Here is a 16,822-nt window from a genome sequence, read left to right as displayed (position 1 = left end):
TCTATTCAGATGGCGGGATCGATCATTGATCGGTTCCGCCTCTGGAATGGATATCACCAACTTAGGGAGACATCGTGGCACAGGACGTGCTTACCGACCTGAATAAGGTCCGAAACATCGGCATCATGGCCCACATCGATGCCGGTAAGACCACTACGACGGAACGCATCCTGTTCTACACGGGTGTGAACCACAAGCTCGGCGAAACGCACGATGGTGCCTCGACGACTGACTGGATGGAGCAGGAAAAGGAGCGCGGCATTACGATTACGTCTGCCGCCGTGACCTGCTTCTGGAACAAGAACCAGATCAACATCATTGACACCCCGGGTCACGTTGACTTCACCGTTGAGGTTGAGCGCTCCTTGCGCGTCCTCGATGGCGCAGTTGCCGTCTTCGATGGCAAGGAAGGCGTGGAGCCACAGTCCGAGACTGTTTGGCGCCAGGCTGACAAGTACAACGTTCCGCGTATCTGCTTCGTCAACAAGATGGACAAGCTGGGTGCTGACTTCTACTTCACCGTAGACACCATCATCAAGCGCCTTGGTGCCAAGCCGCTGGTAATGCAGCTGCCGATCGGCTCCGAGTCCGAGTTCACCGGCGTTGTCGACTTGATGACCATGAAGGCTTTCGTATGGGAGGGCGACTCCAAGGGTGACGTCACCATGGGTGCCGCCTACGAAGTCCAGGAAATCCCGGCCGACCTTCAGGAAAAGGCCGAGGAATACCGCGCCAAGCTGGTTGAGGACGTAGCCGAGGGCTCTGACGAGCTCATGGAGAAGTTCCTCGAAGGCGAAGAGATCAGCATTGCTGAGCTCAAGGCCGGCATCCGCAAGATGGTTGTCAACTCCGAGATCTACCCGGTCTTCTGTGGCTCCGCCTTCAAGAACCGTGGCGTTCAGCCGATGCTCGATGCTGTCATCGACTTCCTGCCGAACCCGATGGATGTTGGCGCGACGATCGGTCACGATCCGAAGAACGAAGAGATCGAGATCCGTCGCGAACCTTCCGAGGACGAGCCGTTCTCGGCTCTTGCCTTCAAGATTGCGACCCACCCGTTCTTCGGCCAGTTGAACTTCATCCGCGTGTACTCCGGCAAGGCAACTCCGGGTACCCAGCTGCTGAACTCCACGAAGCAGAAGAAAGAACGTATTGGCAAGCTCTTCCAGATGCACGCCAACAAGGAAATGCCCGTAGACGAGGTCCACGCAGGCCACATCTACGCAGTGATCGGCCTCAAGGACACCACCACCGGTGACACCTTGTGCGATCCGGCAAACCCGATCGTTCTTGAGTCGATGTCCTTCCCTGATCCCGTGATCTTCGTTGCCATTGAGCCGAAGACCAAGGGCGACCAGGAAAAGCTCTCGACCGCTATTCAGAAGCTCTCCGCTGAGGACCCGACGTTCACCGTCTCCCTCAACGAGGACACCGGCCAGACCGAAATCGGCGGCATGGGCGAACTCCACCTGGACATCCTGGTGGACCGCATGCGTCGCGAATTCCGCGTTGAAGCCAACGTTGGCAAGCCGCAGGTTGCTTACCGCGAAACCATCAAGAAGGCTGTGGAGAAGGTTGACTTCACCCACAAGAAGCAGACCGGTGGTTCCGGCCAGTTCGCAAAGGTCCAGGTCTCGTTCGAGCCTCTGGAAGTTGTTGACGGCGTCATCTACGAGTTCAAGAACGGCGTAACCGGCGGCCGTATTCCTCGCGAATACATCCCTTCGGTTGACGCAGGTATCCAGGACGCAATGCAGTTCGGCATCCTGGCCGGCTACCCGATGGTGGGCGTTAAGGCGACCCTCCTCGACGGTGCCTACCACGACGTTGACTCCTCGGAAATGGCGTTCAAGATCGCCGGTTCCCAGGTGTTCAAGGAAGGCGCACGCCGCGCCCAGCCGATTATCCTCGAGCCGGTTATGGATGTTGAAGTCCGTACCCCCGAGGAATACATGGGCGACGTCATTGGTGACTTGAACTCCCGCCGTGGCTCCATCGCTTCGATGGAAGACGCAGCAGGCGTGAAGGTCATCCGTGCAACGGTTCCGCTGTCTGAAATGTTCGGTTACATCGGTGACCTGCGTTCCAAGACCCAGGGTCGTGCCGTTTACTCGATGACGTTCTCCAGCTACGCCGAGGTCCCGAAGGCAGTAGCCGACGAGATCATCCAGAAGTCCCGCGGCGAGTAATTTCGTTCAGGACCAAAAATTGGCCGTGACCCCGACTATCGGGTGAATGGCCGGACAGTGGGGTCGAGAGCGAGAAATCGTGCATCGACCCCACTAGGCCACCGGATGGATCTGCTATTGATCCCGAAGGCAACCGCAATTTAAACATTTCACCAAGCCCCCAGTAGACTTATATAAGTTTCGCCCGCGATCCGAGCGGGTGAGGTACGTCTTCTGTAAACGTTTCTAGGAGGAACCTGTGGCAAAGGCAAAGTTCGAGCGTAACAAGCCGCACGTTAACATCGGCACCATTGGTCACGTTGACCACGGTAAGACCACGTTGACTGCTGCCATCTCCAAGGTACTTGCTGACAAGTACCCGGATTTGAACGAACAGCGCGATTTCTCGCAGATCGACTCGGCGCCGGAAGAGCGCCAGCGCGGCATTACCATCAACATCTCTCACGTCGAGTACCAGACCGAGAAGCGCCACTACGCGCACGTTGATGCCCCGGGTCACGCTGACTACATCAAGAACATGATCACCGGTGCTGCTCAGATGGACGGCGCGATCCTCGTGGTTGCCGCTACTGACGGCCCGATGGCTCAGACCCGCGAGCACGTTCTGCTTGCCCGCCAGGTTGGCGTTCCGTACCTGCTCGTCGCACTGAACAAGTCCGACATGGTAGATGACGAAGAACTCCTCGACCTCGTGGAAATGGAAGTTCGCGAACTTCTCTCCGCACAGGGCTTCGACGGCGACGAGGCACCTGTTGTGCGCGTTTCCGGCCTGAAGGCTCTGGAAGGCGACCCGGTTTGGGTCAAGGCCGTCGAGGACCTGATGGACGCCGTTGACGAGCACGTTCCGACCCCGGTTCGTGACCGCGACAAGCCGTTCCTGATGCCGGTTGAAGACGTCTTCACCATCACCGGTCGTGGCACCGTTGTTACGGGCCGCGCCGAGCGTGGTACCCTCGCCATCAACTCCGAGGTCGAGATCGTCGGCATCCGCCCGGTCCAGAAGACCACGGTTACCGGTATCGAGATGTTCCACAAGCAGCTCGACGAGGCTTGGGCCGGCGAGAACTGTGGTCTGCTGCTTCGCGGCATCAAGCGCGAAGACGTAGAGCGTGGCCAGGTCATCGTGAAGCCGGGTTCCATCACCCCGCACACCGAGTTCGAGGCCAACGTGTACATCCTTTCCAAGGATGAAGGCGGACGCCACAACCCGTTCTACTCGAACTACCGCCCGCAGTTCTACTTCCGCACCACGGACGTCACCGGCGTTATCACCCTGCCGGAAGGCACGGAAATGGTTATGCCTGGCGACAACACCGAAATGTCTGTCGTGCTGATCCAGCCGATCGCCATGGAAGAGGGCCTCGGCTTCGCAATTCGCGAAGGCGGCCGCACCGTTGGTTCAGGCAAGGTCACCAAGATCACCAAGTAATTTTACTTCGCAGATCTTGACCTAACGGTCTAAGAAAAGACCCCCAACTGTTTCGACAGTTGGGGGTCTTTTTCTGTTAACCGCCAAGCGACCCAAGGGGCGCGCTGGCGCACCGCCAAACAAGCGACCTGGGGACTGTTCATTCGGAGCGGACCGCCTCACGGATTCGCCTGGAGGGCAGATGAACCCGAGGGGCCCGGCGATCCCGCCGGCAGGATCGACCGGAATGGCAGCATCCGCGTGTGTTGTCGTGCCCCTATCGCGAAAGCAGCCGGAATCAGAAACGAGCGTCGGCTGAATCGGCGGAAAAACCGTCCGGCGGACCGGGGGAGCGGTCTCGATTCCTCCGCTGGCTTTCGGTTTCGAAGCGCCATCGCCCATCGACGCGGACTGCACTCCTCGAATGAAATCGACACCCACGGAATCCTTAGCACGAAAATTACGCCCGCCCGGCCCGCGCACATATTCGGAAGCGCTTGACTGCCCAATCCCGGGCCACCGACAAATGCTCCATCGTGACCGCGGGTGCCGAGAACATGGTGATCGACAAGGGTCCAGCCACTACCATGGGGTCATGGAATTTTTGATTGTTGTCGCGCTACTCGTGGTTCTTGGCGGAGCTGCACTCTGGGCGCGCAAACACTTTTCGAAGGAAATCCAGCGGGCCAAGGAGATACGACGGGCAAACCGCGACGGTGCGTAGTGGTCTGAAGTCGCTGGCGCGGTGAGTTTCGTCACGGAAACTGCACGTCGGGGATCGTTCTCCGTGCAGCTGTTGCGGCAAGGTCGGGGGAGTGGGCGGGCTCCGGCGCCCCTTGCCGGCGGCGAATCCCGGGATTTCGAGAAGCCCGAACAAAGCTGGCGCCAAGGAACGCCCCGCGCCCGGTCGGTGTGAGCGAGCTGGGCGAGAGAATGCCCGATTTGGTGTTTTGGCCCTGTGTCTGCCAGACTAGACAAGTTGTTCATGAGTATTTCCATGGTTCATGTCTGCTGATCGGGTAACCGAGACCGGGGCAATGAATTTTCAACCGAGATTGTGTCTCACCCGGGATAATGCCCGGGGCTGGGGAGCAATACGACCGAATCTTTTGGAAACGTGAACATCACCCCCACGCATTCATGCGGGCTAGTATCGCCTTCAACCGCGACACGCCCGAGCGCGGGGGTCGGGCTTCGGCGGATTGAGGAACCCGGATTTATCCGGATTCAGTTCGATGCGAGGCGTGCCGGTTCCCAGGAACCCGTAGGGCACAGTAACTGTACAGAGAGTGCTAATTAGAAAGAGGCATGACGCCATGGCGGGACAAAAAATCCGCATCCGGCTGAAGTCGTATGACCACGAGGTCATTGACGTTTCTGCCCGGAAGATCGTTGAGACGGTCACGCGCGCAGGCGCAACCGTAGTCGGCCCAGTGCCGCTGCCAACGGAAAAGAACGTGTACTGCGTTATCCGTTCGCCACACAAGTACAAAGACAGCCGTGAGCACTTCGAAATGCGCACGCACAAGCGTCTGATCGACATCATCGATCCGACCCCGAAGGCCGTAGATTCGCTGATGCGTCTCGACCTGCCGGCGGATGTCAACATCGAAATCAAGCTCTAGGGGAGGTGGCGAGAAAACTATGACCGCAACCCGTAATGTAAAGGGCCTGCTGGGCACGAAGCTCGGCATGACCCAGGTTTGGGACGAGAACAACAACCTCATCCCGGTAACCGTTGTACAGGCCGACAGTAATGTCGTGACCCAGCTGCGCAACGCCGAACGCGATGGCTACGTTGCAGTTCAGATCGGCTACGGCCAGATCGATCCGCGCAAGGTCACCCAGCCTTTGGCTGGCCACTTCGAGGCCGCCGGGGTTACCCCGCGTCGCCACGTTGTTGAGCTGCGCACCGCAGACGCTGAATCCTACGCCCCGGGCCAGGAACTCTCCGTCGAAATCTTCACCGCCGGCCAGAAGGTCGACGTTGTTGGAACGTCCAAGGGTAAGGGCTTCGCTGGCGTTATGAAGCGCCACGGCTTCCACGGTGCTCCGGCATCGCACGGTGCTCACAAGAACCACCGTAAGCCAGGCTCCATCGGTGGCGCTTCGACCCCGGGCCGCGTGTTCCAGGGTCAGAAGATGGCCGGCCGCATGGGCGTCGATCGTGTTACCACGCAGAACCTCACGGTTCACGCTGTGGACGCCGAGAAGAACCTCCTGCTGATCAAGGGCGCCGTTCCAGGCGCTCGCGGCCGCGTCGTTCTCGTGCGCACCGCTGTGAAGGGAGCATAACTAAATGTCTAAGGCACTTACCGTAGAACTTCCTTCGGAGCTCTTCGACGTCCAGACCAACGTTCCGCTGCTGCACCAGGTCGTTGTGGCCCAGCTCGCAGCTGCTCGTCAGGGCACGCACAAGACCAAGGATCGCTCGGAAGTTTCCGGCGCCGGTCGCAAGCCGCACAAGCAGAAGGGTACCGGCCGCGCCCGTCAGGGTTCCATCCGTGCTCCTCACATGACCGGCGGTGGCGTTGTCCACGGTCCGACCCCTCGCGATTACAGCCAGCGCACCCCCAAGAAGATGAAGGCTGCTGCACTGCGCGGCGCCCTGTCTGACCGCGCTCGCAACAACCGCATCCACGTCATTGAAGCCCTGGTTGCCGGCACCACGCCGTCCACCAAGGAGGCCTTGGCCACCCTGCGCTCGCTGTCCGAGCGCAAGAACCTGCTCGTAGTCATCGAACGCAACAACGACGTAGCAGCACTTTCGTGCCGCAACATCGTGGCTGCCCACGTTCTCTACGTAGACCAGCTCAACACTTACGATGTTCTGGTTTCCGATGACGTCATCTTCACCAAGGCTGCTTTTGAAGCCCTGGTCCAGAAGGAGGAAGCCAAATGAGCACCTTCTCAAAGGCTCCGCACGATGTGGTCATCGCACCCGTCGTTTCGGAAAAGAGCTACGGTCTGATCGACGAAGGCAAGTACACCTTCCTCGTTGACCCGCGTTCAAACAAGACGGAAATCAAGAACGCCGTAGAAGCTATCTTCTCGGTCAAGGTTGATTCCGTAAACACCCTTAATCGTGCCGGTAAGCGCAAGCGCACCAAGTTCGGATGGGGGACGCGCAAGGCTACCAAGCGTGCGATCGTCTCCCTGAAGGAAGGCTCGATTGACATCTTCGGCGGTCCGCTTTCCTAAGCGGAGACCACTTTAACGAGGAATTAAACTATGGGAATCCGTAAGTACAAGCCGACAACCCCGGGCCTTCGCGGCTCGAGCGTTGCCGACTTCGCAGAAATCACCCGTTCGACTCCGGAAAAGTCGTTGCTTCGCCCGTTGCACAAGACTGGCGGCCGTAACAACACCGGTAAGATCACCACCCGTCACAAGGGTGGCGGACACAAGCGCCAGTATCGTCTGATCGACTTCCGTCGTCACGACAAGGACGGCGTGCCGGCGAAGGTCGCTCACATCGAGTACGACCCGAACCGTACCGCTCGCATTGCGCTTCTTCACTACATTGATGGAACCAAGCGTTACATCATTGCACCGAACAAGCTCGCCCAGGGCGATGCCATTGAAGCCGGCCCCAACGCCGACATCAAGCCAGGCAACAACCTGCCGTTGCGCAACATCCCGGTGGGTACCGTTATCCACGCTGTGGAACTGCGTCCCGGCGGCGGTGCCAAGATGGCTCGTTCCGCAGGTGCCTCGGTTCAGCTGGTGGCCCGTGAGGGTCGCTACGCTCAGCTCCGTTTGCCTTCCGGCGAAATCCGCAACGTTGACGTGCGCTGCCGCGCAACCGTCGGCGAGGTCGGCAACGCCGAGCAGTCGAACATCAACTGGGGCAAGGCCGGCCGTATGCGCTGGAAGGGCGTTCGCCCGACCGTACGTGGCGTAGCCATGAACCCGGTTGACCACCCGCACGGTGGTGGCGAAGGCAAGACCTCCGGTGGTCGTCACCCGGTCAACCCGAACGGTAAGCGTGAAGGACGCACTCGTCGTCCGAACAAGGAAAGCGACAAGCTCATTGTGCGTCGCCGTCGTACCGGCAAGAACAAGCGATAGGAGCCTGGAAACATGCCACGCAGCCTGAAGAAAGGCCCCTTCGTCGATCAGCACCTGTTTGTCAAGGTAGCTGCTGAGAACGAAAAGGGCACCAAAAACGTCATCAAGACGTGGTCCCGCCGTTCGATGATCATCCCCGACATGCTCGGGCACACGATCGCCGTACACGACGGACGCAAGCACATTCCTGTGTTTGTCACCGAGTCGATGGTCGGGCACAAGCTCGGCGAATTCAGCCCGACGCGGACGTTCCGTAGCCACGTAAAGGACGACAAGAAGGGCAAGCGCCGCTAACCCGCAAGGGTTAGTGAGTGCTTAGCACTTCTTCGAGAAGACGAGAGAAGGAAAGCAATGGAAGCCAAGGCAATTGCGCGCCATATTCGCGTGACGCCTATGAAGGCCCGGCGCGTCGTCAACCTGGTTCGTGGCAAGCAGACGAACGAAGCACTGGCGATTTTGAAGTTTGCCCCACAGGCAGCTTCTGAACCGGTGTTCAAGGTTGTTGCATCGGCCGTGGCTAACGCCCGCGCCGCTGCTGATCGCGAGGGAATCGCGTTCAACGAAGACGAGCTGATCATCAGCGAAGCGTTTGTTGACGAGGGTCCGACCATGAAGCGGTTCCAGCCGCGTGCTCAGGGTCGCGCATACCAGATCAAGAAGCGCACGAGCCACATCACTGTGGTCGTCGCAACCCCTAAGAAGGGTGGGGAAAAGTAAATGGGACAGAAGGTTAACCCGCACGGGTTCCGCCTCGGTATCACCACGGACCACGTTTCGCACTGGTTCGCTGATTCCACCAAGGTCGGCCAGCGATACAAGGACTTCGTAAAAGAAGACATCCGTATCCGCGAACTGATGACCACCGGCATGGAACGCGCCGGCATCGCACGCGTCGAGATCGAGCGCACCCGCGATCGTGTTCGTGTGGATATCCACACCGCACGTCCGGGCATCGTTATCGGTCGCCGCGGCGCCGAAGCCGATCGCATCCGTGGCGAGCTTGAAAAGCTCACCCAGAAGCAGGTTCAGCTGAACATCCTCGAGGTCAAGAACCCCGAGATCGAAGCTCAGCTTGTTGCACAGGGCATCGCCGAGCAGCTTGCTTCGCGTGTGGCTTTCCGCCGCGCGATGAAGAAGGCAATGCAGTCGGCAATGCGCGCAGGTGCCAAGGGCATCCGCGTACAGTGCTCGGGTCGTCTTGGCGGTGCAGAAATGTCCCGCAAGGAGTTCTACCGCGAAGGTCGTGTGCCGCTGCACACCCTCCGTGCGAACATCGACTACGGCAAGTTCGAAGCCAAGACCACCTTCGGCCGCATCGGCGTGAAGGTTTGGATCTACAAGGGCGACGTAACCTCGAAGGAACTGGCAGCCCAGGCTGCAGCAGCTCCTGCTCGCGGCCGCGGCGACCGTCCGGGCGGACGCCCGGGTGGACGTCCAGAAGGTGGCGAACGTCGTCGTCGCAACGACCGCAACACTGCACCGGAAGCAGCAGCAGCTGCTGAAGCTCCGGCAGCAGGCGCAGAAGGAGGACAGGCTTAAATGCTTATCCCACGCCGCGTAAAGTTCCGTAAGCAGCACCACCCCAAGCGGAGTGGCGCAGCATCGGGCGGTACCACGGTAGCTTTCGGCGAGTACGGTATCCAGGCCCTTACCCCGGCCTACGTTACCAACCGCCAGATCGAAGCTGCTCGTATCGCCATGACCCGCCACATCAAGCGTGGCGGTAAGGTCTGGATCAACATTTATCCGGACCGTCCGCTGACCAAGAAGCCTGCCGAAACCCGCATGGGTTCCGGTAAGGGTTCGCCGGAATGGTGGGTCGCAAACGTAAAGCCGGGACGAGTTCTCTTCGAACTCTCCGGTGTCAGTGAAGAGGTAGCACGCGAGGCATTGCGCCTGGCAATCCACAAGCTGCCGTTGAAGGCACGCATTGTGCGTCGCGAAGGTGGTGAATAAGGAATGGCAATCGGATCCAAGGATCTAGCAACCGAAGCACTGGACGGCTTTGATAACGCCCGTCTGGTCGAGGAGCTCAAGAAGGCCAAGGAGGAGCTTTTCAACCTCCGTTTCCAGTCGGCCACCGGTCAGCTTGAATCGCACGGCAACCTGAAGGCTGTCAAGCGCGATATCGCTCGTATCTACACGGTACTGCGCGAACGCGAGCTGGGCATTCGTCCGGACGTTGTTGTCCCAGTAGAGGAAGCTACGAAGGCCAAGAAGTCTTCGAAGAAGGCCGAAGCTGCTGAAGCAACTGAGGAAGCCAAGTAATGAGCGAGAAGGAGAACGTCGTGGATGCAGCTTCAGAGCGCAACGACCGCAAGACCCTCCGCGGGTACGTGGTTTCCGACAAGATGCAGAAGACCATCGTCGTTGACGTTGAGGACCGTGTTAAGCACGCCCTTTACGGCAAGGTCATGCGTCGCAACAAGAACGTGAAGGCTCACGACGAAGAGAACATCGCCGGCATCGGCGACCTCGTTCTCATCGCCGAGACCCGTCCGCTGTCCGCTGACAAGCGGTGGCGCCTGGTAGAGGTCATCGAAAAGGCTAAGTAAGCTTTTCGAATCTCGACGCTTAGCGTTGTTGCGCATCCCCCTCGACGGGGGTGCGTAGCGTTTGCCGAGACCCGAAATCGTGTGCATAGCACAGGATTTCGGGTCTCGGCCTTTTTAACGTAGACTAGATAACCTGTGCGCGTTGCGTTTGGAGACTATCCACCTCAAGCGCCACGCATAGTGCACTCGGACGGGCGTTTACGGGCCCGAAGGTTTGTGCGGCATAGCTCTCGGCTAACGCCTCGGCCCTGCTTCCCCAGCATGAAATCCGGCTACCGCTCTGCGGTCCGGCTTGAAGTGTTTGGAGGTGGGGGTAAGTGAAGGCTGAGATGGACCATATCCGTTCCGCAAGGCTCCCTAGGAGAACCAGCGAGACGACAGGAGTGAAAAGTGATTCAGCAGGAATCGCGACTGAAGGTTGCCGATAACACCGGTGCTAAGGAAATCCTTACCATTCGTGTTCTCGGTGGCTCTGGCCGTCGCTACGCAGGCATTGGCGACATCATTGTCGCCACCGTCAAGGATGCTATCCCTGGCGGAAACGTAAAGAAGGGTGACGTCGTCAAGGCTGTCATCGTTCGCACCAAGAAGGAGCGCCGTCGTGCAGACGGTTCCTACATCAAGTTCGACGAGAACGCAGCTGTCATCCTCAAGGCTGACGGTGAGCCCCGCGGTACCCGTATTTTCGGTCCGGTGGGTCGTGAGCTTCGCGACAAGAAGTTCATGAAGATCGTTTCCCTGGCTCCGGAGGTACTGTAACCATGGGTGCAAAGATTAAGAAGGGTGACCTCGTTCAGGTCATCGCCGGTTCCGACCGCAACAAGCAGGGCAAGGTGCTGAAGGTATTCCCGGCAGCACAGCGCGTGATTGTTGAAGGCGTCAACCGCGTCACCAAGCACACCAAGGCCGGTCAGACCGAGCGTGGCACGCAGACTGGTGGCATTGAGGTCGTTGAGGCCCCGATGCACGTCTCGAACGTGGCAATCGTTGATCCGGAAACCAAGAAGCCGACTCGCGTTGGCTTCCGTGAGGAAACCGTAGAGAAGAACGGCGTGTCCAAGACCGTCCGTGTTCGCTACGCCAAGTCTTCCGGGAAGGCACTGTAATGACTGAAGCAGCTGTGAACATCCAGCCACGTCTGAAGACCAAGTACGCCGCCGAGATCCGCGAAGCCCTCACGACTGAATTCAGCTACGCCAACCCGATGCAGGTTCCGGGCTTGGTCAAGGTTGTAGTCAACATGGGTGTCGGCGAAGCCGCCAAGGACTCCAAGCTCATCGAAGGCGCAGTTCGCGACCTCACCGCCATCACCGGCCAGAAGCCGTTGGTTACCAAGGCACGCAAGTCGATCGCACAGTTCAAGCTGCGCGAAGGCATGCCGATTGGTACCCACGCTACGCTTCGCGGCGATCGCATGTGGGAATTCCTGGACCGCTTGGTTACGCTGGCACTGCCGCGTATCCGCGACTTCCGTGGCCTGAGCCCGAAGCAGTTCGACGGCAACGGCAACTACACCTTCGGTCTCACGGAACAGTCCATGTTCCACGAAATCGATGTTGATTCCATCGACCGCGTTCGCGGTATGGACATCACCGTAGTGACCACCGCGAAGACCGACGACGAAGGTCGTGCCTTGCTCAAGGCACTGGGCTTCCCGTTCAAGACCGCCAACTAGATCAACTACGTTGCAGGTCCGCGCTTGCGCGGAAACCGTAGCGAGGAAGGGCAGAAGCCCAAATGACAATGACAGATCCTGTCGCAGATATGCTGACTCGTCTGCGCAACGCCAACTCGGCTTACCACGACACGGTTGCAATGCCGTCGTCGAAGCTGAAGGTGCGCGTTGCACAGATCCTCAAGGAACAGGGCTACATCGCCTCGTTCGTTGAAGAAGCAGCAGAGGTTGGCAAGAAGCTGACCATCACCCTGAAGTTCGGCCCGAGCCGCGAGCGTTCAATCGCTGGCGTTCGCCGTATTTCGAAGCCGGGCCTGCGTGTATACGCAAAGTCCACCAACTTGCCGCACGTCCTTGGTGGACTCGGCATCGCCATCCTGTCCACGTCCTCCGGTCTGCTTACCGACCGCCAGGCAGCCAAGAAGGGTGTAGGTGGGGAAGTCCTCGCCTACGTCTGGTAACGGGAAAGGGAGAAAGAAACCATGTCACGTATTGGACGTCTTCCGATCACTGTTCCTGCCGGCGTCGAGCTCAAGATTGATGGCGACGTTGTCTCCGTCAAGGGCGCCAAGGGCGAACTGACTCACACCGTAGCAAGCCCGATTGCCGTTGTTCTCGAAGAGAACATCGTCACCGTGTCTCGCCCGAACGACGAGCGCGATTCGCGTTCGCTGCACGGCCTGACCCGCACCCTGATCGAAAACATGATCATCGGTGTCACCGCTGGCTACGAAAAGAAGCTGGAAATCCACGGTACCGGTTACCGCGTTGCACTGAAGGGCTCGACTCTCGAGTTCGCCCTCGGCTACTCGCACCCGGTTATTGTCGAAGCTCCCGAAGGCATCACCTTCGCGATCGACGGCAACACCAAGATCACCGTTTCCGGTATCAACAAGCAGCAGGTTGGCGAAGTTTCCGCCAACATCCGCAAGCTGCGTAAGCCCGACCCGTACAAGGGCAAGGGCGTTCGCTACGCTGGCGAAATCATCCGCCGCAAGGTCGGAAAGGCTGGTAAGTAAACCATGGCTATCGGAATCAAGGGTAAGAGCAAGGCTGCCGCACGCGGCCGCCGCCACCTGCGTGTTCGTAAGCGCATCACCGGCACCGAGCTTCGTCCGCGCCTGGTCGTTAACCGCTCGGCTCGCCACATGTTCGTTCAGATCGTTGACGACAGCAAGGGCATCACCGTTGCTTACGCGTCGACTCTCGAAGCCGACCTGCGCGCCTTCGACGGCGACAAGACCGCCAAGGCCAAGCGCGTTGGCGAGCTCGTAGCCGAGCGCGCCAAGGCTGCCGGCATTGAAGCCGTGGTCTTTGACCGCGGTGGCAACAAGTACCACGGTCGCGTGGCTGCTGTTGCTGAAGGTGCACGCGAAGGTGGGCTGGCACTGTGAGCGAAGCAACTAACAAGAAGGAAACTCAGGTGTCTGAAGCTACTGAGGCAGTCGAGACTGCTGCTGCTCCGGCCGCGGACAACGCCGGCGCTCGTCGCGGCGAAGGCCGTGGCCGTGGCGGCGAAGGCCGTGGCCGTGGCGAGGGTCGTGGCCGTGGCCGCGATTCGAAGGACAGCCGCAACGAAGACAAGGACAAGTTCCTTGAGCGCGTTGTAGCTATCAACCGCGTATCCAAGGTCGTCAAGGGTGGTCGTCGCTTCAGCTTCACCGCACTTGTTGTTGTTGGCGATGGCAACGGTCTCGTTGGCGTCGGCTACGGCAAGGCCAAGGAAGTTCCGGCAGCAATCGCCAAGGGTGTAGAAGAAGCCAAGAAGTCCTTCTTCCGCGTCCCGCGCATCGGCACCACCATCCCGCACATGGTGCAGGGTGAAGCCGCAGCTGGCGTCGTTCTCCTCCGTCCGGCATCGCCGGGTACCGGCGTTATCGCCGGTGGTCCGGTTCGCGCCGTATTGGAATGTGCAGGCATCCACGATGTTCTGTCCAAGTCCATGGGCTCGAGCAACCAGATCAACATCGTTCACGGCACCGTTGCCGCTCTGAAGGCCCTTGAAGAGCCTCAGGCAGTTGCAGCCCGTCGTGGCTTGCCGTTGGACGAGGTTGTTTCGGCGCAGATGCTTCGCAACATCCAGAACCAGAAGGCAGGTGCGTAAGTAGTGGCAAAGAACATTGTCCCTAGCGACGCTACGCTGGTAATCACCCAGATCAAGTCCACCATTGGTGGCAAGCAGAACCAGCGCGACACCCTTCGCTCGCTCGGCCTGAAGCGTATCGGTCACACCGTGACTCGTACCGCTGACGCCGTGACCGTGGGTATGGTCAACACGGTTCCGCACCTCGTAAAGGTTGAGGAGGCGAAGTAATCATGGCTGAAAAAGAAAACGCATTGAAGGTACACCACCTGCGTCCGGCCGAAGGTGCCAAGAAGGCCAAGACCCGTGTGGGTCGTGGTGAGGCATCCAAGGGTAAGACCGCTGGTCGCGGTACCAAGGGCACCAAGGCACGCTACCAGGTCAAGGCCGGCTTCGCCGGCGGCCAGCTGCCGTTGCACATGCGCCTTCCGAAGCTTCGCGGCTTCAAGAACCCGTTCCGCGTCGAGTTCCAGGTTGTAAACCTGGACAAGATCTCGGAGCTGTTCCCGGAAGGTGGCGAGGTCACCGTCGAGGCATTGGTCGCGAAGGGCGCCGTTCGCAAGAACGAGCCAGTCAAGATCCTTGGCTCGGGCGAGCTCACCGTCAAGGTCGACGTGAAGGTCAACGCCTTCTCCTCGTCCGCAGCAGAGAAGATCGTCGCAGCCGGCGGTTCGGCTGTAGAGCTCTAAGCTACGTGATCCTTTGATCGCATAGAGGAAAGAGGGGTTTCAGGAATTCGGCAACGGATTCCCGGAGCCCCTCTTTTCGTCGTTTTCGGCCCACACCCGGGCACCAAAAGCCGGGGGAGTGCGGCCATTCTCCGCTGAAAATATCGATCAGCCGGGGAAGTCTTTACACTTTTTGCCGCGGCGCATTTGGTTAGTAACGCTAGTCACCCGGTAGAATCGATAGGTCATCTCCGGGTATCCCGGCCATCACCATTCAGGAGGACGCTTGTTCAGCGCCATTGCCCGGGTATTCCGGACGCCTGACCTGCGACGCAAGTTGTTGTTCACGCTCGCCATCATCGCGATCTACCGCGCCGGTGTATACATTCCTGCACCCGGAGTGGACTACACGAACGTCCAGCAGTGTCTGGCCGCCGGCAACACCAGCGGCGGTCTCTACCAGTTCGTCAACCTGTTCAGTGGCGGAGCCCTGCTGCAGGTATCGATCTTCGCCATGGGCATCATGCCGTACATTACGGCCTCGATCATCATCCAGCTGTTGCGTGTGGTTATTCCGCGCTTCGAGGAGCTGCACAAGGAAGGCCAGTCCGGCCAGGCGATCCTGACGCAGTACACCCGGTACCTGACCATCGCGCTTGGCCTTCTGCAGGCAACCACGCTGGTTTCCCTGGCACGCAGCGGAACCCTGTTCCCGAGCTGCCAGCTGCCGATTGTTCCGGACCAGAGCCTGATCGTGATCCTCTTGATGATCATCACGCTCACCGCCGGCACCGGCCTGATCATGTGGATGGGTGAACTGGCGACCGAACGCGGGGTCGGCAACGGCATGTCCCTGCTGATCTTCGTTTCCATCGCTTCCGGCTTCCCGGTATCGATGGGTGCCATCATCAAGTCCCAGGGCTGGGGCGCCTTTGCAGGCGTCATCCTCGTCGGACTGGCCGTCATTGCCCTGGTTGTGTTCGTTGAACAGTCGCAGCGCCGCATCCCGGTCCAGTACGCAAAGCGCATGGTTGGCCGCCGCACCGTCGGCGGAACGTCCACCTACATCCCGATCAAGGTCAACATGGCCGGCGTGATTCCCGTGATCTTCGCTTCCTCCATGCTTGCCCTCCCGGGCATGCTGGTCACGTTCAACACCCGCCAGGACGGAACCCTTCCGGACTGGGCGCTGTGGATCTCGACCCACTTCTCCGGTTCCTCCCCGCTGTACATGGTTGTCTACGCGTTGCTGATCGTGGGCTTCACGTACTTCTACGTGGCCATCACGTTCAACCCGACCGAGGTCGCGGACAACATGAAGCAGTACGGCGGCTTCATCCCGGGCATCCGGGCCGGACGCCCCACGGCCGAGTACCTCGAATACGTGCTCAGCCGCATCACACTCCCGGGTGCCATTTACCTGGCATTCGTGGCACTGATTCCGTTGATTGCCTTCGTGCTCTTCAACGCCGATCAGAACTTCCCCTTTGGCGGTACCTCGATCCTCATCATGGTTGGTGTGGGCCTTGAGACCGTCAAGCAAATCAACGCACAAATGCAGCAGCGACACTACGAAGGACTTCTGCGATGACAAGACTGTTGATCATTGGACCGCCAGGTGCCGGCAAGGGCACCCAGGCCGTACGTATCTCGGAGCGCCTCAACGTTGTGGCCATCTCCACCGGTGATATCTTCCGCGCCAACGTCAAGGGTGGAACTCCCCTCGGCGTCGAAGCCAAGAAATACATCGATGCCGGCAATTTCGTTCCGGACTCGGTCACCAACTCGATGGTGCGCGACCGTCTTTCCCAGGAAGACGTCAAAGACGGCTTCCTGCTGGACGGCTACCCGCGCACCAGCGCCCAGGTCGATGAGCTGGACTCGATCCTCTCCGACGCAGGCGTGGAACTGGATGCGGTCCTGCAGCTCACCGCCGATGACGAGGAACTGGTTGTCCGGTTGCTCAAGCGCGCGGAGATCGAAGGCCGTGCGGATGACACCGAAGAGGTCATCCGTCACCGTTTGAGCCTGTACCACGCGGAAACCGCAGTCGTGGTCAACCGCTACCAGGAGCGCGGCATCGTGCGCCAGGTTGATGGAATCGGCGAAATCGACGAAGTCACCAACCGCGTCCTGGACGCGCTGGAACAGAGCGTCTAAGCCAAGGCCGTAA

General features: G+C 59.5%; 25 protein-coding genes. All 25 read left to right on the top strand.

The annotated features are described in order from the left end of the window. The first annotated feature begins 74 nt into the window (after positions 1 to 74). On the top strand, positions 75 to 2,189 hold the full coding sequence (fusA, locus tag JOF47_RS11930; protein ID WP_209998469.1) for an elongation factor G: 2,115 nt from the start codon (positions 75 to 77) through the stop codon (positions 2,187 to 2,189). A gap of 238 nt (positions 2,190 to 2,427) precedes the next feature. Beyond that, on the top strand, positions 2,428 to 3,618 hold the full coding sequence (tuf, locus tag JOF47_RS11925) for an elongation factor Tu (RefSeq protein WP_209998467.1): 1,191 nt from the start codon (positions 2,428 to 2,430) through the stop codon (positions 3,616 to 3,618). 574 nt (positions 3,619 to 4,192) lie between these two features. Further along, on the top strand, positions 4,193 to 4,321 hold the full coding sequence (locus tag JOF47_RS22195; protein WP_281070242.1) for a hypothetical protein: 129 nt from the start codon (positions 4,193 to 4,195) through the stop codon (positions 4,319 to 4,321). Positions 4,322 to 4,913: 592 nt separating this feature from the next. Further along, a complete protein-coding gene (rpsJ, locus tag JOF47_RS11920) occupies positions 4,914 to 5,222 on the top strand; it encodes a 30S ribosomal protein S10 (RefSeq protein WP_003803825.1) in 309 nt (102 codons plus the stop codon). A 19-nt stretch (positions 5,223 to 5,241) separates the two neighbouring features. Continuing rightward, complete coding sequence (gene rplC / locus JOF47_RS11915; protein WP_209998465.1) at positions 5,242 to 5,892, top strand: 50S ribosomal protein L3; 651 nt, start codon at positions 5,242 to 5,244, stop codon at positions 5,890 to 5,892. A 4-nt stretch (positions 5,893 to 5,896) separates the two neighbouring features. After that, positions 5,897 to 6,499, top strand: coding sequence for a 50S ribosomal protein L4 (rplD, locus tag JOF47_RS11910; protein ID WP_209998463.1), 603 nt, complete (start codon positions 5,897 to 5,899; stop codon positions 6,497 to 6,499). Next, a complete protein-coding gene (rplW, locus tag JOF47_RS11905; protein WP_071212935.1) occupies positions 6,496 to 6,798 on the top strand; it encodes a 50S ribosomal protein L23 in 303 nt (100 codons plus the stop codon). Before rplD ends, rplW begins: the two co-directional genes overlap by 4 nt. Before the next feature lie 30 nt (positions 6,799 to 6,828). Then, on the top strand, positions 6,829 to 7,668 hold the full coding sequence (gene rplB, locus JOF47_RS11900; protein ID WP_209998461.1) for a 50S ribosomal protein L2: 840 nt from the start codon (positions 6,829 to 6,831) through the stop codon (positions 7,666 to 7,668). A gap of 12 nt (positions 7,669 to 7,680) precedes the next feature. Next, positions 7,681 to 7,962: a 30S ribosomal protein S19 gene (gene rpsS / locus JOF47_RS11895; RefSeq protein WP_068731512.1), complete on the top strand. Its 282-nt coding sequence runs from the start codon at positions 7,681 to 7,683 to the stop codon at positions 7,960 to 7,962. 57 nt (positions 7,963 to 8,019) lie between these two features. Beyond that, entirely contained in the window at positions 8,020 to 8,385 is a 366-nt protein-coding gene (gene rplV / locus JOF47_RS11890) for a 50S ribosomal protein L22 (RefSeq protein WP_105548304.1), read from the top strand. Then, positions 8,386 to 9,207 (top strand): 30S ribosomal protein S3, encoded by an 822-nt coding sequence (rpsC, locus tag JOF47_RS11885; protein WP_209998459.1) that lies wholly within the window; start codon positions 8,386 to 8,388, stop codon positions 9,205 to 9,207. After that, the gene (gene rplP, locus JOF47_RS11880) at positions 9,208 to 9,624 is read left to right on the top strand and encodes a 50S ribosomal protein L16 (protein ID WP_068731518.1); all 417 of its coding nucleotides are present in this window, start codon (positions 9,208 to 9,210) and stop codon (positions 9,622 to 9,624) included. Between the two features lie 3 nt (positions 9,625 to 9,627). Then, complete coding sequence (rpmC, locus tag JOF47_RS11875; RefSeq protein WP_209998450.1) at positions 9,628 to 9,936, top strand: 50S ribosomal protein L29; 309 nt, start codon at positions 9,628 to 9,630, stop codon at positions 9,934 to 9,936. Then, complete coding sequence (gene rpsQ / locus JOF47_RS11870; RefSeq protein WP_209998448.1) at positions 9,936 to 10,223, top strand: 30S ribosomal protein S17; 288 nt, start codon at positions 9,936 to 9,938, stop codon at positions 10,221 to 10,223. Before rpmC ends, rpsQ begins: the two co-directional genes overlap by 1 nt. 390 nt (positions 10,224 to 10,613) lie before the next feature. Continuing rightward, positions 10,614 to 10,982, top strand: coding sequence for a 50S ribosomal protein L14 (rplN, locus tag JOF47_RS11865; RefSeq protein WP_209998446.1), 369 nt, complete (start codon positions 10,614 to 10,616; stop codon positions 10,980 to 10,982). A gap of 2 nt (positions 10,983 to 10,984) precedes the next feature. Next, entirely contained in the window at positions 10,985 to 11,329 is a 345-nt protein-coding gene (rplX, locus tag JOF47_RS11860) for a 50S ribosomal protein L24 (protein WP_068731527.1), read from the top strand. Continuing rightward, a complete protein-coding gene (gene rplE, locus JOF47_RS11855) occupies positions 11,329 to 11,898 on the top strand; it encodes a 50S ribosomal protein L5 (RefSeq protein ID WP_209998438.1) in 570 nt (189 codons plus the stop codon). Before rplX ends, rplE begins: the two co-directional genes overlap by 1 nt. Positions 11,899 to 11,960: 62 nt before the next feature. Then, positions 11,961 to 12,359 carry a 30S ribosomal protein S8 gene (gene rpsH, locus JOF47_RS11850; RefSeq protein ID WP_068731531.1) on the top strand — a complete coding sequence of 133 codons (399 nt, stop codon included), beginning with the start codon at positions 11,961 to 11,963 and terminating at the stop codon, positions 12,357 to 12,359. A 21-nt stretch (positions 12,360 to 12,380) separates the two neighbouring features. Next, positions 12,381 to 12,917: a 50S ribosomal protein L6 gene (gene rplF / locus JOF47_RS11845; protein WP_209998437.1), complete on the top strand. Its 537-nt coding sequence runs from the start codon at positions 12,381 to 12,383 to the stop codon at positions 12,915 to 12,917. A 3-nt stretch (positions 12,918 to 12,920) separates the two neighbouring features. After that, positions 12,921 to 13,292, top strand: coding sequence for a 50S ribosomal protein L18 (rplR, locus tag JOF47_RS11840; RefSeq protein WP_068731535.1), 372 nt, complete (start codon positions 12,921 to 12,923; stop codon positions 13,290 to 13,292). A 29-nt stretch (positions 13,293 to 13,321) separates the two neighbouring features. After that, positions 13,322 to 14,002 (top strand): 30S ribosomal protein S5, encoded by a 681-nt coding sequence (gene rpsE / locus JOF47_RS11835; RefSeq protein WP_209998435.1) that lies wholly within the window; start codon positions 13,322 to 13,324, stop codon positions 14,000 to 14,002. Between the two features lie 3 nt (positions 14,003 to 14,005). Beyond that, the gene (gene rpmD / locus JOF47_RS11830; RefSeq protein ID WP_209998433.1) at positions 14,006 to 14,212 is read left to right on the top strand and encodes a 50S ribosomal protein L30; all 207 of its coding nucleotides are present in this window, start codon (positions 14,006 to 14,008) and stop codon (positions 14,210 to 14,212) included. Between the two features lie 2 nt (positions 14,213 to 14,214). Further along, complete coding sequence (gene rplO / locus JOF47_RS11825; RefSeq protein ID WP_209998423.1) at positions 14,215 to 14,670, top strand: 50S ribosomal protein L15; 456 nt, start codon at positions 14,215 to 14,217, stop codon at positions 14,668 to 14,670. Between the two features lie 265 nt (positions 14,671 to 14,935). Next, the gene (gene secY, locus JOF47_RS11820) at positions 14,936 to 16,240 is read left to right on the top strand and encodes a preprotein translocase subunit SecY (RefSeq protein WP_209998421.1); all 1,305 of its coding nucleotides are present in this window, start codon (positions 14,936 to 14,938) and stop codon (positions 16,238 to 16,240) included. After that, positions 16,237 to 16,809 (top strand): adenylate kinase, encoded by a 573-nt coding sequence (locus JOF47_RS11815; protein ID WP_209998418.1) that lies wholly within the window; start codon positions 16,237 to 16,239, stop codon positions 16,807 to 16,809. The genes secY and JOF47_RS11815 overlap by 4 nt, the downstream gene beginning before the upstream one ends. Positions 16,810 to 16,822 lie beyond the last annotated feature (13 nt).

Origin of the sequence: Paeniglutamicibacter kerguelensis, from assembly GCF_017876535.1 — a bacterium.
GTDB lineage: Bacteria > Actinomycetota > Actinomycetes > Actinomycetales > Micrococcaceae > Paeniglutamicibacter > Paeniglutamicibacter kerguelensis.
Note: the sequence above shows the minus strand (reverse complement) of the source record. Positions and strands in the feature narration are given on the sequence as shown.